Here is a 13,392-nt window from a genome sequence, read left to right as displayed (position 1 = left end):
AACGGTATTTCTAGATCAAACTCCGGGCGAAGGCCCGGCGCCCCGCCCAGCCCTCCGAACTTCGCAGCGAAAGCGCGTCGGCGCCTCCGCTCGCCCGCGTCCGGCGCGCAAAGAAAACCCCGGAATCAACACTGCCTTAACCGTAAGGATTCACCATGCCCGTCTCACTGTTCCGAGGCCGCGTTGCATGTCCGATCTGAAGCTCCCCACCCTGGATAAGCCCACCCTGGCCAAGGACGTCATTCACCGTGGCGATTGCATCGCCGTGCTGAAAAGCCTGCCCGACGCCTCGGTCGACATGGTCTTCGCCGACCCGCCCTATAATCTCCAGCTGGGCGGCGACCTGCTGCGTCCCGACAATTCCAAGGTCGACGCCGTCGACGACGACTGGGACAAGTTCGACAGTTTCGCCGAATACGACACCTTCACCCGCGCCTGGCTGACCGAATGCCGCCGCGTGCTGAAGCCCGAGGGCTCGATCTGGGTGATCGGCTCCTATCACAATGTCTTCCGCCTGGGCGCGGCGATCCAGGACCTGGGCTTCTGGGTGCTGAACGACATCATCTGGCGCAAGTCCAACCCGATGCCGAACTTCAAGGGCACCCGGTTCACCAACGCCCATGAGACCCTGATCTGGGCCGCCCGCTCGCGCGAGCAGAAACGCTACACCTTCAACTACGACGCCCTGAAGGCCTTCAACGAAGACACCCAGATGCGGTCCGACTGGACCTTCGCCCTGTGCACCGGCGAAGAGCGGATCAAGGACGCCGACGGCAAGAAGGCTCATCCGACCCAGAAGCCCGAGGCCCTGCTGCACCGCGTGCTGCTGTCGGCCACCCGCCCCGGCGACGTCGTGCTGGATCCCTTCTTCGGCACCGGCACCACCGGCGCCGCCGCCAAACGCCTGGGTCGCCACTACATCGGCATCGAGCGTGACGAGACCTACGCCGAGGTGGCCCAGACCCGCATCGCCTCGGTCATTCCCGCCAATCCCGAAGACCTGATGGTCATGGGCTCCAAGCGCGCCGAGCCCAAGGTGCCCTTCGGCGCCCTGGTCGAAGCCGGCCTGTTGCACCCCGGCGACCGTCTGTACTGCCCCAAGGGCGAGCGCGAGGCCCGCGTCCGCGCCGACGGCTCGCTGGTGTCCGGCTCCCTGACCGGCTCGATCCACAAGCTGGGCGCCCTGTTCGAGAACGCCCCCGCCTGCAACGGCTGGACCTACTGGCGCTTCAAGACCGACCAGGGCCTGAAATCCATCGACGCCCTCCGCGCCGAGGTCCGCGCCGGGATGCAATAGGAGACGGGTTCAGATCAGGGCCGGTTCGCCGGCTCGATCCAGCGCCTTGGCGAAGACGGTGGGCAAGGCGGCCCGCGCCGCGTCCAGCCCCAGCCACTGATAGTCGCCGGCCGGCCTGACATGGGCGACCCGCACCGTCAGGGTCAGGCTGAAATGGGTGAAGACATGCTCGACCGCCCCCGCCTCGCGCCAGTCGGCGGCGACCGGCGGCGTCGGATCCGGCGCGGCGCCCCAGTCCGACGTCGGCAAGCCGAGCATCCCGCCCAGCAACCCCTTGTCCGGCCGCCGCTCCAGCGCCACCCGCCCTTCGCCGTCGATCATGACGAAGGCCACGCCCCGACGATGCGGCCGCTCCGCCTTCTTCAGTTTTACCGGAAACCGCTCCGGCGCTCCGCTCGCCAGACCCAGACACTGGTCCGCCGCCGGACACTGGCCGCACAGCGGCGACTTGGGCCGACACACCGTCGCCCCCAGATCCATCAGCGCCTGAGCCCAATCGCCCGGCCGCTCGTCCGTCACGAACAGCCCCGCCAACCGCCTCAGCGCGGGCCGCGCCGCCGGAACCGGGGTCTCGACCGCGAACAGCCGCGCCATGACCCGCTCGACATTGCCGTCCACCACATTGGCCGGGCGATCAAAGGCGATGGCCGCCACGGCCGCGGCCGTATAGGCGCCCACCCCCGGCAGGGCCAGCAAGCCCGCCTCCGTATCCGGAAACACGCCCCCATGCTCGCCCGCCACCGCCCGGGCGCAGGCCAGCAGATTGCGAGCCCGGGCGTAGTAGCCCAGCCCCGCCCAGGCGGCCATCACCTCGCCGTCCTCGGCCCCCGCCAAGTCCGACACCGTCGGCCAGCGGGCGGTGAAGCTCTGGAAATACGGCGTCGCATGCGGCGTCGTGGTCTGCTGCAGCATCACCTCCGACAGCCAGACCCGATAGGGATCGGTCCGCGCCTCCACCCCCGGCGGCGCGCGCCACGCCAGACTGCGCGCATGCCGGTCGTACCAGGCCAGCAATTCGGAACGGATCAGAGAGACGTCGAGCATGAGATGGCGCTATATAGGCCCATGCGCCGCCCGCTGCCCACAGACGCCGAGGTCCGCGAGATCCTGTCGCGCCGCCGCACCCGCCCGGCGCCGCGCCCGGCCCCGCGCGCCGGCAAGGCCCTGACGCCGCTGATCAAGAAGCTGGACGAGAAATTCGGCCGCGGCGCCGGCGCGCTGGAGCCCCGCTGGCGCGAGATCGTCGGCGACCGCCTGGCCCGCGTCACCCGCCCCCAGAAGCTGACCAAGGGCAAGGCCGGCCAGCCCGGCGTGCTGGAGCTGCGCGTCGCCGGCGCCGCCGCCCTTCTGGTCCAGCATCAGTCCGAAGACATCCTGGCCCGCGTGAACCTGTTCCTCGGCGCCGGTTCAGTCGATCGCCTCCGCATCGCCCAGGGCCCGGTCAAACCCCTGACCGAGGCCGCCGCCCGCCCCAAGCGCGCCGCCAAGCCCCCGCCCCTGGCCGCCGAGGCCGAGGCCGATCTGGCCGCCTCCATCGCCGACGTTCCCGACGAACTCCGCGCCGCCCTGGCCCGCCTGGGCCGCGCCACCCTGTCACGCTCGAACGACCGCGATTGACAAATCTTCGCCGCACCTGTTCTCGAATGATCAAGGTTGCGCTGTTCCCCGGGAATCGCGCGATCATCCGGCAACGCTCCGACCAAGGAAGTCCAATGGCCAATTTCGAAACCCGTTTCGCCCGCATGAGCCGCCGTGCGGCCATCACCGGCGCCGCCATGGCGACCATGGCCCTGGCCGCCTGCGGCGCCGGCGGCTCCAAGGGCGCGGCCGAGGGCGACATGGGCCTGGGCGCGGCGGAAGGCGCCAAGGTCACCGTGGTCGAATACGCCTCCGTCACCTGCCCCCACTGCGCCGTGTGGCAGGCCAAGACCTGGCCGGCGTTCAAGGCCAAGTACGTCGACACCAACAAGGTCCGCTACATCTTCCGCGAACTGCCGACCCCGCCGGTCGACGCCGCCACCGCCGGCTTCCTGGTCGCCCGCTGCGCCGGTCCGGACAAGTATTTCGACGTCATCCACCAGCTGATGGCCACCCAGCAGGAAATGCTGACCTCGTCGCCGCGCGACTGGCTGCTGCGCACGGCCCAGGCCGCCGGCCTGTCCGAGCAGCAGTTCAACGACTGCGTCACCGACAAGGAGGCCGTCGCCGCCATGGAGAAGCGCGTCCAGTTCGCCCAGGCCCAGGGCGTGACCGGCACCCCGGCCTTCTACGTCAACGACACCCAGGTCATCACCCCCGGCGGCGAAGGCGCCAGCCTGGCCGACCTGTCGACGGCCATCGACGCCGAACTGGCGAAATAAGCCATGATCCGGCGCGCCGTCCTCACCCTCGCCCTCCTGACCGCCACACTGGCGGGGCCGGCCTTCGCCGCCGAGCCCCCGCCGCCCGTGACGGCCCAGGATCATGTGCTGGGTCGGGCCGACGCGCCGGTGACGGTGATCGAATACGCCAGCTTCACCTGCTCGCACTGCGCCGACTTCCACAACGACGTTCTGCCGGCCTTCAAGGCCCGCTATATCGACACGGGCAAGGTCCGGCTGGTCCATCGCAACCTGCCGACCGCCCCGGCCAATGTCGCCGCCGCTGCTGCGGCCGTGGCCATCTGCGCCGCGCCCGGCCGCTATTTCGACGTGGCCGAGGTCTTCATGCGCGACCAGGCCAATCTGCGCACCACCGGCGCCAAGCCCTGGTTCGACGCCGGCCTGGCCGCCAGCGGCAAGACGCGCGAACAGATCGAGACCTGCCTCGGCGATCCCGCGACCGGCGCCGCGCTCCAGGCCCAGATCGAAGGCGCGCAGGAGGCCGGCGTGGCGGGCACCCCCAGTTTCTTCGTCAACGGCAAGCCCGTCGCCGACCACTCGCTGGAGGCCCTGTCGGCCGCCGTCGATCCGCTGCTGCGCCGGTAACCGCCAGGACCGATGCAGTTTCAGCGCCTCCGGCTCGTCGGCTTCAAGTCGTTCGTCGATCCGGCGGAAGTGCACATCGAATCCGGCCTGACCGGCGTCGTCGGCCCCAACGGCTGCGGCAAGTCCAACGTCCTTGAAAGCCTGCGCTGGGTCATGGGCGCCAACTCGGCCAAGGCCATGCGCGGTCAGGGCATGGACGACGTCATCTTCGCCGGCGCCGCCGGCCGCCCGCCGCGCAGTCACGCCGAAGTCAGCCTGACCATCGACAACGCCCAGCGCCGCGCCCCCCAGCCCTTCACCGACAGCCCGGTGCTGGAGGTGTCGCGCCGCATCGACCGGGGCCAGGGCTCGACCTACCGGATCAACGGCAAGGAGGTCCGCGCCCGCGACGTCCAGCTGCTGTTCGCCGACGCCTCGACCGGCGCCAACTCCCCCGCCCTGGTCCGCCAGGGCCAGATCTCGGAACTGATCGCCGCCAAACCCCAGAACCGCCGCCGCATCCTGGAAGAGGCGGGCGGCGTCGCCGGCCTGCACACCCGCCGCCACGAGGCCGAACTGCGCCTGAAGGCGGCCGAGACCAATCTGGAACGCCTTGACGACATCGGCCGCGAGCTGGAGACGGCGCTGAACCGGCTGAGGCGCGAAGCCCGCCAGGCCGAGAAGTACAAGAAGATCTCCGCCGAGATCCGCGCCCTCCAGTCGGCGCTCCTCTACGTCCGCTGGAACGACGCCAGACTGGCGGCCGAGACCGCCGCCGAGGAACTGCGCGCCGCCGACCGCGCGGTGGCGGAAACGACGACCGCCGCCGCCGCCGCCCAGACCGCCGCCCTCGCCGCCCAAGAGGCGCTGAAGCCGGCGCGGGAGGAGGACGCCGTCGCCTCCGCCCTGCTGCACCGAGCCAGCCTGGAGCGCGACCGGCTCGACATGGCCGAACAGGCCGCCCGCGCCGAGGTGGACCGTCTCAAGGCCGAGGCCGCCCGCATCGCCGCCGACGCCGAGCGCGAGACCAATATGGCCGCCGACGCCCGGCGCGAACTGGACCGGCTGGACCAGGAACTGACCCGGCTCCAGGCCGAGATCGCCGCCGCCCCCGAACGCGGCCCCGAACTCGACAAGGCCCTGGCCGCCGCCGAAGAGGCCCGCAAGGCCGCCGACGCCGAGGTCGAACGCCTGGCCGCCGCCCTCGCCGCCGTCGAGGCCCGCGCCAACGCCGAGGCCGCCCGCCGCCGAGACGCCGAGACCCGCCTCACCCGCGTCGCCGCCCAGCGGGATCAGGCGCAGCGCGAACGCGACGCCCTGGGCCCGCTGGAAACGCCCGAGCTGGAGGCCGCCCGTCAGGCGCTGGAGACGGCCCAGACCGAACTGTCCGCCGCCCGCGAAGCCGTCGAGGCCGCTGAGGCCAAACGCGGCGACCTCGCCCGCGCCGAGCAAGAGGCCCGCACCGCCGCCCGGGCCGCCGAGGACCGGTTGGGCCGGCTCCAGACCGAGGCGCGCGGCCTGGCCCAGCTGCTGGTCGGCGGCAAGCGCGACCATCCCCCCGCCCTCGACAAGGTCCGCGCCGACCGGGGCTACGAGGCCGCCCTGGCCGCCGCCCTGGGCGAAGACCTCGACGCGGCCCTGGACGCCCGCGCCGCCGCCTACTGGGGCGGGGCCGATCCCCACCCGCCGGTCTGGCCCGCGGGGGTGGAGCCCCTGTCCGACCACGTCCAGGCGCCCGAGCAGTTGGCCGCCCGCCTGGTTCTGTGCGGCGTCGCCCCTCGCGCCCAGGCGGCCTATCTCGCTCGCACCCTGCCCGTCGGCGCCCGTCTGGCCACGCCCGAGGGCGACCTCTATCGCTGGGACGGTTTCGTCAGCCGCGCCGAGGCGCCCCGCCCCGCCGCAGTCCGTCTGGCCCAGCGCACCCGCCTGGCCGAGCTGGAAACCGAGATCGACAAGGGCAAGCCCACGCTGGAGCAGGCCCAGGCCGCGCAAAAAGCCGCCGCCGACGCCTTCCGCGCCGCCGAGGAGGCGGTGAAGACCGCCCGCCTCAGACCCTTCGCCCTCGACAAGGCCGTGACCGCCGCCCGCGACCGCGTCGAAAGCCTGACCCGCGACCAGACCCGCCGCGAGGCCCGCGCCCAGGCTCTGGATGAGGCCCTGGCGCGTCTGGCGGCCGAGGTGGCCGAGGCCGAAGCCGCCCTGGCCGCCGCACAGACGGTCGAGGCCCCGTCGGAAACCCTGGCCGGCCTGCGGGACGATCTGACCGCCGCCCGCGCCGGCGCCGACGCCGCCCGCATCGCCGCCCAGACCGCCCGCTCCGATCGCGACGCCGAGGCCCGCGACCGCCAGGGCCGCGAACAACGCCTGGGCGGCCTGACCCGCGCCCGCGACGGCTGGATCGCCCGATCCAGGGACAGCGGCGCCCGGGTCGCCGCCCTGACCACGGACGCCGAGCGAACCTCCGCCCAGCTGAAACAGGCCGAGGTCGCGCCCCAGGGTTTCGCGGAACAGCGCACCAGGCTGCTCGACACCCTGACCGCCGCCGAACAGCGCAAACAGGCCTCGTCCGACGCCATGGCCACGGCCGAGACTGCTGCAAGCGAGGCTGATCGCGCCGCCCGCGCCGCCGACGCCGCCGCCTCCCAGGCCCGCGAAGCCCGCGCCGGTCTCGCCGCCCGCGCCGATGCCGCGGCCGAGAAGCTGACCGAAGCCGAGACCACCGTCCGCGAAACCGCCCAGATGTCGCCGGAAGACCTGGCCCGCAAGCTGACCGACGAGGCCGTGGCCCGCCCGCCCGACGCCGCCGGCGCCGAGAGCCTGCTGTACGGGCTGGAGCGCGAACGCGAGGCCCTGGGCGCCGTCAACCTGCGGGCCGAGGACGAGGCGACCGAATACGGCGACCGGCTGAACAGCATGAAGTCTGAGCGGATCGACCTGACCCAGGCCATCGCCAAGCTGCGCGACGGCATCGACGAACTGAACGCCGAGGGCCGCGAACGGCTGGTCGCCGCCTTCGACGTCATCAACGCCAACTTCAAGGCCCTGTTCGAGGCCCTGTTCGACGGCGGCCAGGCCGAGCTGAAACTGGTCGAGAGCGACGATCCGCTGGAGGCGGGCCTGGAGATCTACGCCTGCCCGCCCGGCAAGCGGCTGTCGGTCATGAGCCTGATGAGCGGCGGCGAACAGGCCCTGACGGCGGCGGCCCTGATCTTCGGCGTCTTCCTGGCCAACCCCGCCCCCGTCTGCGTGCTGGACGAGGTGGACGCCCCGCTGGACGACGCCAACGTCGATCGGTTCTGCAAGATGCTGCACGAGATGCGGTCCCGCACGGACACCCGCTTCATCGTCATCACCCACAACCCCGTCACCATGAGCCGGATGGACCGCCTGTACGGCGTCACCATGCCCGAGCGCGGCATGAGCCAGCTGGTCAGCGTGGACCTGCACCAGGCGGAGAAGCTGGTCGCATGATCCCCCTGCTGCTGGCCTTCCTGCTGACTGGGACAGATCCTGAACTGGTCCCGACCGGCGTCGGCCGTTTCGCCATCTATGCCGATGTCGCCTCCATCGAACGCACGGGCGACGTGGCCCATATGCGCGAGCTTCAGGTCACGGAGGCCGGGTTCAAGGTCGGGGACGTGACCTATGTCGGCGGCTGGTCGCGCTGGGCCTTCGATTGCCGCGCCGGCACGGCGGACCGGCTCGACTTCGCGTCCTTGAAAGCCGACAGAACCGAAGGCCCGGCGACGCCCGACCCCGCCCCGCCCTATGAAGCCGCGCCGGGCGGAGACGCGGCGGAACTGATGGCCGTGGCGTGCGGGGAGGCTGCTGCTCGCGAGACCCTCAGGCTGGACGAAGCGATCCTTCAGGGTCAAGCCGCGCTGAAGGATTGACCCCTTGCCTCTCCCTCCCCTTCAGGGGAGGGTGGTCGAGCGCAGCGAGACCGGGTGGGGGCGGCCCAGAATGGCCAGGATTGCCAAGGCCAGAGCCATGCGAAAATCCATGAGCCCGCCGGAAGCGCGGCTTTGGCTGTCGCTGCGTCGCCTGCGCGCACAGGGCTTTCACTTTCGACGCCAGCACCCCCTGCTTGGCTATTATCTCGACTTCGTCTGCCTCTCGCGAGGACTGGTGGTTGAAGTCGATGGCGGTTCGCACGAGGGGCGCAGCGACTGGGATCGACGACGCGACGACGCCCTGTTGCAGGTGGGGTTGAAGACGCTTCGCATCCCGGCCGTCGATGTCAGGGATCGCCTGACAGATGTTGTGGACTTCATCTTACGCGAGCTTGAGGCGGCCGCCCCCACCCGGCCGCTGCGCGGCCCCCCTCCCCGGGACGGGGAGGGAGACTAAAGGGCTGAAGGACTGACCGGCCGCTCCTCCCCCTGCGGCCATTCCAGCCGGTCGCGCGGCAGGGCTTCGCGGCATTCGTCGCGCATGAAGGCCATCAGTTTCTCGCGGATCTCGCAGCGCAGGTCGAAGGCGACGCCGGCGGAGCGGGCGCTGGCCAGGCAGCGGACCTGAAGCACTCGTGCGGTGATGTCGGTCACCTGCATCACCTGGACGTCGCCGTCCCACAGCTTGGACGCCTTGACGATGCCCTCGAACGCCGTGCGCAGCCGGTCGATCGGGGCTTCGTAATCGACGTAGAAGAAGGCCGAGCCGATCAGGCGGGCGTTCTCTCGCGTCCAGTTCTGGAACGGCGTCGAGATGAAGTAGGACAGGGGCAGGACCATCCGCCGCCAGTCCCACAGCTTGACCACCACATAGGTGGCGGTGATCTCCTCGACATTGCCCCACTCGTTCTCGACGATGACGGCGTCGTCCAGGCGGATCGGCTGGGTCAGGGCGATCTGGATGCCCGCGACCATGTTCGTCAGGATCGGCTGCAGGGCCAGACCGGCGATGATGCCGACCACGCCCGCCGAGGCCAGCAGGCTGACGCCCCACTGGCGGAAGCCGGCGATGGTCATCAGGGCCAGGCCCACGGTGACGATGAACAGGATCACCTTGGCCACCCGTTGCAGGATGCGGGTCTGGGTCAGGTGTTTGCGGGCGAGCAGATTGTCCTCGACGGCGATATTGTACCGCTTCAGGTGCATCACCGACCACATGTCCAGCAGGCCCGAGGCCAGCCAGCCCAGGGTCAGGACGAACAGGAAACGCAGCACTTCGCGGATGTCGGCCGACGGCGCGGGATCCATCGGCGAGACGGTCACGCCGATGCCGATGCCGATCAGGATCATCATGACCCGCAGCTTCTTGCGCGCCCGCTCGACCACGCCGCGCCAGAAGACGTCGCGGTTCTTCACCACCCGCCGCAGGATCATGAAGACGATCTTGTGCGCCACCCATCCGCCTGCGACGAAGCCGGCCGTCACCAGCACGATCACGGCCCATTCGGGCAGCCAGTCGAACCGGCGCCACAGGTCATGAATCTGGCGGGTCAGGGCGGTGATTTCAGGAGGCATGCGTAAGGGACGCATTGACGCCGAATGGGTTCCCGCAAAGCTTGGCGAACGGGGTTCAGCCCCTCGCCGTCTTCTCCACCAGATCGGCCAGGCGCTGCGCCGCATCGGGGATGGCGACCGAACGCGCCGCCGCCGACATGGCCGCCAGACGCCCCGGGTCGGACAGCAGTCCCTCCAGCGTCACCGTCAGGCCCTGAACCGTCAGATCATCCTCCAGCACCATCTCCGCCGCCCCGGCGTCGACCAGGGCCTTGGCGTTCAGGCGCTGGTGGTCGTCCATGGCGATCTTCAGCGGAATCAGCACCGACGGCAGGGCCGCGACGGCCAGTTCGGCGCAGGTCGAGGCGCCCGAACGGCCGACGACCAGATGCGCCTTGGACAGACGCTCGGCCATGTCGCGGAAGAAGGGCGCGACCTCGGCCTCGATCCCGGCCTCCAGATAGATCTGGCGGGCGGTCTCCAGCGTCTCGGGCCGCGACTGCTGCTGCACCTTCAGACGACGGCGCAGGGCTTCCGGCAGGGCGGCCAGGGCGCGGGGCGTGGTCTCCGACAGGATGCGCGCCCCCTGGCTGCCGCCCGTCACCAGCACCTGGATGGGGCCGCCGTCGACCGGGGCGGCATAGGCGCGGTCGAACAGGGCGCGGATCTCGCTCCGCACCGGCGAGCCGACGACGTGCGACCGCCCCTGCACCTTGGCCGGCGCCCGCTCCAGCGTCGGGAAGGACGAGGCCACTTCGCCGACATAGGGGGCCAGGATGCGGTTGGTGCGGCCCAGGACGGCGTTCTGTTCGTGGATCACGGTCGGCCGCTGCGACGTCACCGCCGCCACCAGGGCCGGCGCCGACGGATAGCCGCCGAAGCCCACCACCACGTCCGCCCCCAGCCGATCGAAGGCCGCGCGCGCCTGCATCACCCCCTTGAAGATGGCGACGCCCGCCTTGATCAGGCCCAGCGGACCCGATCCGGTCGCCGCGTCCAGGGCCAGACGTTCCTCGGCCGGAAAGGCGTGGGCGTACTGCTCGCCGCGATGATCGGTCGCCAGCACCACGCGCCAGCCGCGCGCGGCCAGTTCACGCGCCAGGGCCTCGGCCGGGAACATGTGGCCGCCGGTGCCGCCGGCGGCGACGACGCAGAGCTGGGTCATGGGTGCGGTCTCCGAAAAACACCGTCTGAATAGTCCGAAACCCGGACGACAGGGAGCGGGATCACCGACGCTCTAGCGCGCCAGAACGATCTCGCAGCCCGGCGCGATCACGGCCTGAAGGGCGCCTGGCTTCTCGATCCGCACGGTCGCCCGCCGCACCCGCCGGTCCTCCAGACAGGCCCGCGCCAGCCGTTCGGCAAAGGTCTCGACCAGGCCCACATGCCCCTCGGCGGCGATGGCGCGCGCCGCATTGGCCACGGTCTCATAGTTGATGGTGTCGCCCAGCCGTTCGATCGGCCGCGGCTCCAGCTCCAGCGTCACATCGATCACCAGCCGCTGCAGCCGCCCCTGCTCATGGTCATAGACCCCGATCCCGGCCTCGACCTCCAGCCCGCGCACGAAGACGCTCAGCCGCTCGAAACGCAGCGGCTCGTCCGCCGGAAACGGCGTCACCTGAGAGGACTGGACCACGCGCTACTCCTGGATGTCGGGGGTGCGCCAGGCCAGGTGCTGGCCCCCGTCGACGGCGATCATCTGGCCCGTGACCATCCGCGCGTCAATGAGCCACAGCACGGCCTCGGCCACCGCCTGCGGGCTGCCGGGCGTCTGCAACAGGGTGCCGCGCGCCTCGGCGGCGAATTCCTCGGAGGTCTGGTGGATCGACGGCAGGGTCGGCCCCGGCCCCACCCCATTGACCCGGATGCCCGGCGCCAGGGCCTGGGCCAGGGTCCGGGTCGCCCACCACAGGCCGTTGCGCGACAGGCTGTAGGAGAAGAAGCGCGGATCCGGCTTCAGCACCTTCTGGTCCAGCAGATTGATGATCGCCCCTTCCACAGCCTGGGCGGCGAAGGCCTCGGCCAGCACCAGGGGCGCCCGCAGATTGGTCTCGATATGCCGGTCCCAGCTGTCGCGCGTCAGGCCGCCGACCCGGTCGTCCTCGAACACAGAGGCGTTGTTGACCAGCACCGTCAAAGGCCCCAGCGCCTCGACCGCCGCCGGAACCAGCGCCCGCACCTTGGCCTCGTCCGTCAGGTCCGCCTGCAACAGACAGGCCCGCCGCCCCAGGCCCGCGACGGCCTCGGCCAGGGTCCGGGCGTCCTCGCCCGACGCATGATGATGAATCGCCACGTCGAAGCCCGCCCGCGCCAGGGTCAGGCAGATCTCCCGCCCGATCCGCCGCGCCCCGCCCGTGACCAGGGCGACGCCCCGCGCCGGGGCGACGCCGGCGGCGGGCGCAGCCGGGACTTCAGTCAACCCGACCGAACTCGAAGACGTTGAACGCCGCAATGACGGCGACGAAGCCGAAGATGATGCCGAGAGCCAGCATGGGATGCTCCTGTGTCTGATCTTCGATTAGAGCGGTCCGGGGCGCGGTTCAAGCGGGAGCGGATTTGGGGAGGAGCGGGATGACGGATAGGTGGGGCGGAATGCCTTAACAACTCGGATGTCCGTTGCCGAAGCCAAGCCGACCTCCACCGCAGTCGAGACAGTGGCTACACAACCGCCCGTTGACGTGTCACCGTTACGGTTAGCCGAACATAAGTCGGCCGACTGAATCGGAGTAATGGTGAGCGGGGCCGAGCACAAATTTGGCGGAGCGTGGACCGAGCGAAAGCTTCAGGCCATCAGCTATTATCAGCAATTCTACACGGCGGCTCTGCGCGGGAAGCCAGGCGCTTCATATCGCTTTGATCTCTGGTACATCGACGCATTCGCCGGGAGTGGTGAACGGACAGAGACCGTAGAGACAGGCGGCCTTTTTGAGGGCGCGCCCATCGATTGGACGACAGTACAACTGGATGGCTCGGCCAAGCGCGCAATGGCCACCCAGCCACCATTCAAGCATTTGGTCTTTATTGAGCCTGACGCCAAGAGGTTTGCCGCCCTTCAAGCACTGGAAATGAAAGACTCTAGAGTCCGCTGTGTCCAGGGCGATGCGAACACGGCGCTCCCCGCAATCCTTGATAGCGAGGAATGGAGAAAGCCAGAACGCGGCAGAGGCCTTCAGCGTGGCATTGTGTTCCTAGACCCATACGGCATGCAGGTGAGCTACAGTACGCTTGAGCAACTGGCTGCGTGCAAGCGGGTGGACGTCTTCTATCTGTTCCCGCTTGAGGCAGTTACTCGGCAGTTGGCCCACGACTACCGCGCTGTCGATCAGTGGAAACAAGATCGACTAGATGCCGTCCTAGGTGGCCCAGATTGGCGAGAGGAGTTCTATACGGATCGTCAAGATCAGGACGTCTTCGGCCACGTTGACACTCAACGTCGACGCAAGGTGACTCGCGTAGAGATCGAGGCGTGGTTCAAACGTAGGCTTGAGCGAAATTTTGCGTTCGTATCGCCGCCCATAGCCTTAGGTGACGGAAATCTACAGAAGTTCTCTCTGTTCGTGGCAATTGCGAATGACGCACCTGCCGCCGTTCAGCTTGCAAAGAACGGAATTCGAGACATGCTCAAGCTAGGCTCAGGACCCATTGATGTGATGTGCTCGATCTGATTCAGGCTCTGTAAGGAGACTGGATATGAGCGACCTCT

General features: G+C 69.7%; 13 protein-coding genes. 8 read left to right on the top strand and 5 right to left on the bottom strand.

Annotation, left to right across the window (positions count from 1 at the left end; translation table 11 throughout):
• Positions 1–187: 187 nt before the first annotated feature.
• A complete protein-coding gene (locus AC1RSI_RS16565; RefSeq protein WP_230307741.1) occupies positions 188–1,297 on the top strand; it encodes a site-specific DNA-methyltransferase in 1,110 nt (369 codons plus the stop codon).
• 9 nt (positions 1,298–1,306) lie between these two features.
• Here the strand turns inward: AC1RSI_RS16565 and mutY are convergent, their stop codons facing one another.
• Entirely contained in the window at positions 1,307–2,341 is a 1,035-nt protein-coding gene (gene mutY, locus AC1RSI_RS16560) for an A/G-specific adenine glycosylase (RefSeq protein WP_154726948.1), read from the bottom strand.
• 21 nt (positions 2,342–2,362) lie between these two features.
• Here mutY and AC1RSI_RS16555 point away from each other — a divergent pair, with 21 nt between their 5' ends.
• The 6 genes from AC1RSI_RS16555 to AC1RSI_RS16530 all read left to right on the top strand — a co-directional run bounded on the left by AC1RSI_RS16555 (position 2,363) and on the right by AC1RSI_RS16530 (position 8,592).
• Entirely contained in the window at positions 2,363–2,914 is a 552-nt protein-coding gene (locus AC1RSI_RS16555; protein WP_008261212.1) for a DUF721 domain-containing protein, read from the top strand.
• Positions 2,915–3,009: 95 nt separating this feature from the next.
• Positions 3,010–3,657, top strand: a complete 648-nt coding sequence (locus AC1RSI_RS16550; RefSeq protein WP_008261078.1) for a DsbA family protein — start codon at positions 3,010–3,012, stop codon at positions 3,655–3,657.
• A gap of 3 nt (positions 3,658–3,660) precedes the next feature.
• Positions 3,661–4,263, top strand: a complete 603-nt coding sequence (locus tag AC1RSI_RS16545) for a thioredoxin domain-containing protein (RefSeq protein ID WP_008261295.1) — start codon at positions 3,661–3,663, stop codon at positions 4,261–4,263.
• Between the two features lie 12 nt (positions 4,264–4,275).
• Positions 4,276–7,713: an AAA family ATPase gene (locus AC1RSI_RS16540; RefSeq protein WP_154726946.1), complete on the top strand. Its 3,438-nt coding sequence runs from the start codon at positions 4,276–4,278 to the stop codon at positions 7,711–7,713.
• Positions 7,710–8,135 carry a surface-adhesin E family protein gene (locus AC1RSI_RS16535; protein ID WP_291753500.1) on the top strand — a complete coding sequence of 142 codons (426 nt, stop codon included), beginning with the start codon at positions 7,710–7,712 and terminating at the stop codon, positions 8,133–8,135. The genes AC1RSI_RS16540 and AC1RSI_RS16535 overlap by 4 nt, the downstream gene beginning before the upstream one ends.
• A gap of 109 nt (positions 8,136–8,244) precedes the next feature.
• A complete protein-coding gene (locus tag AC1RSI_RS16530) occupies positions 8,245–8,592 on the top strand; it encodes an endonuclease domain-containing protein (RefSeq protein ID WP_492322703.1) in 348 nt (115 codons plus the stop codon).
• Here the strand turns inward: AC1RSI_RS16530 and AC1RSI_RS16525 are convergent.
• The 4 genes from AC1RSI_RS16525 to AC1RSI_RS16510 form a co-directional block, all read right to left on the bottom strand.
• Positions 8,589–9,710: a mechanosensitive ion channel family protein gene (locus AC1RSI_RS16525; protein WP_154727026.1), complete on the bottom strand. Its 1,122-nt coding sequence runs from the start codon at positions 9,708–9,710 to the stop codon at positions 8,589–8,591. The genes AC1RSI_RS16530 and AC1RSI_RS16525 overlap by 4 nt on opposite strands.
• A gap of 55 nt (positions 9,711–9,765) precedes the next feature.
• Positions 9,766–10,854 carry an undecaprenyldiphospho-muramoylpentapeptide beta-N-acetylglucosaminyltransferase gene (murG, locus tag AC1RSI_RS16520; protein WP_154727027.1) on the bottom strand — a complete coding sequence of 363 codons (1,089 nt, stop codon included), beginning with the start codon at positions 10,852–10,854 and terminating at the stop codon, positions 9,766–9,768.
• A gap of 72 nt (positions 10,855–10,926) precedes the next feature.
• The gene (gene folB, locus AC1RSI_RS16515; RefSeq protein ID WP_008259843.1) at positions 10,927–11,325 is read right to left on the bottom strand and encodes a dihydroneopterin aldolase; all 399 of its coding nucleotides are present in this window, start codon (positions 11,323–11,325) and stop codon (positions 10,927–10,929) included.
• A gap of 3 nt (positions 11,326–11,328) precedes the next feature.
• Complete coding sequence (locus AC1RSI_RS16510) at positions 11,329–12,108, bottom strand: SDR family oxidoreductase (RefSeq protein ID WP_154727028.1); 780 nt, start codon at positions 12,106–12,108, stop codon at positions 11,329–11,331.
• A gap of 313 nt (positions 12,109–12,421) precedes the next feature.
• Between AC1RSI_RS16510 and tcmP the strand changes: the two genes are divergently transcribed.
• Positions 12,422–13,354 (top strand): three-Cys-motif partner protein TcmP, encoded by a 933-nt coding sequence (gene tcmP, locus AC1RSI_RS16505; RefSeq protein ID WP_447941584.1) that lies wholly within the window; start codon positions 12,422–12,424, stop codon positions 13,352–13,354.
• The last annotated feature ends 38 nt before the right edge of the window (positions 13,355–13,392 follow it).

It is taken from the genome of Brevundimonas sp. GW821-FHT10E09, assembly GCF_058809375.1.
Note: the sequence above shows the minus strand (reverse complement) of the source record. Positions and strands in the feature narration are given on the sequence as shown.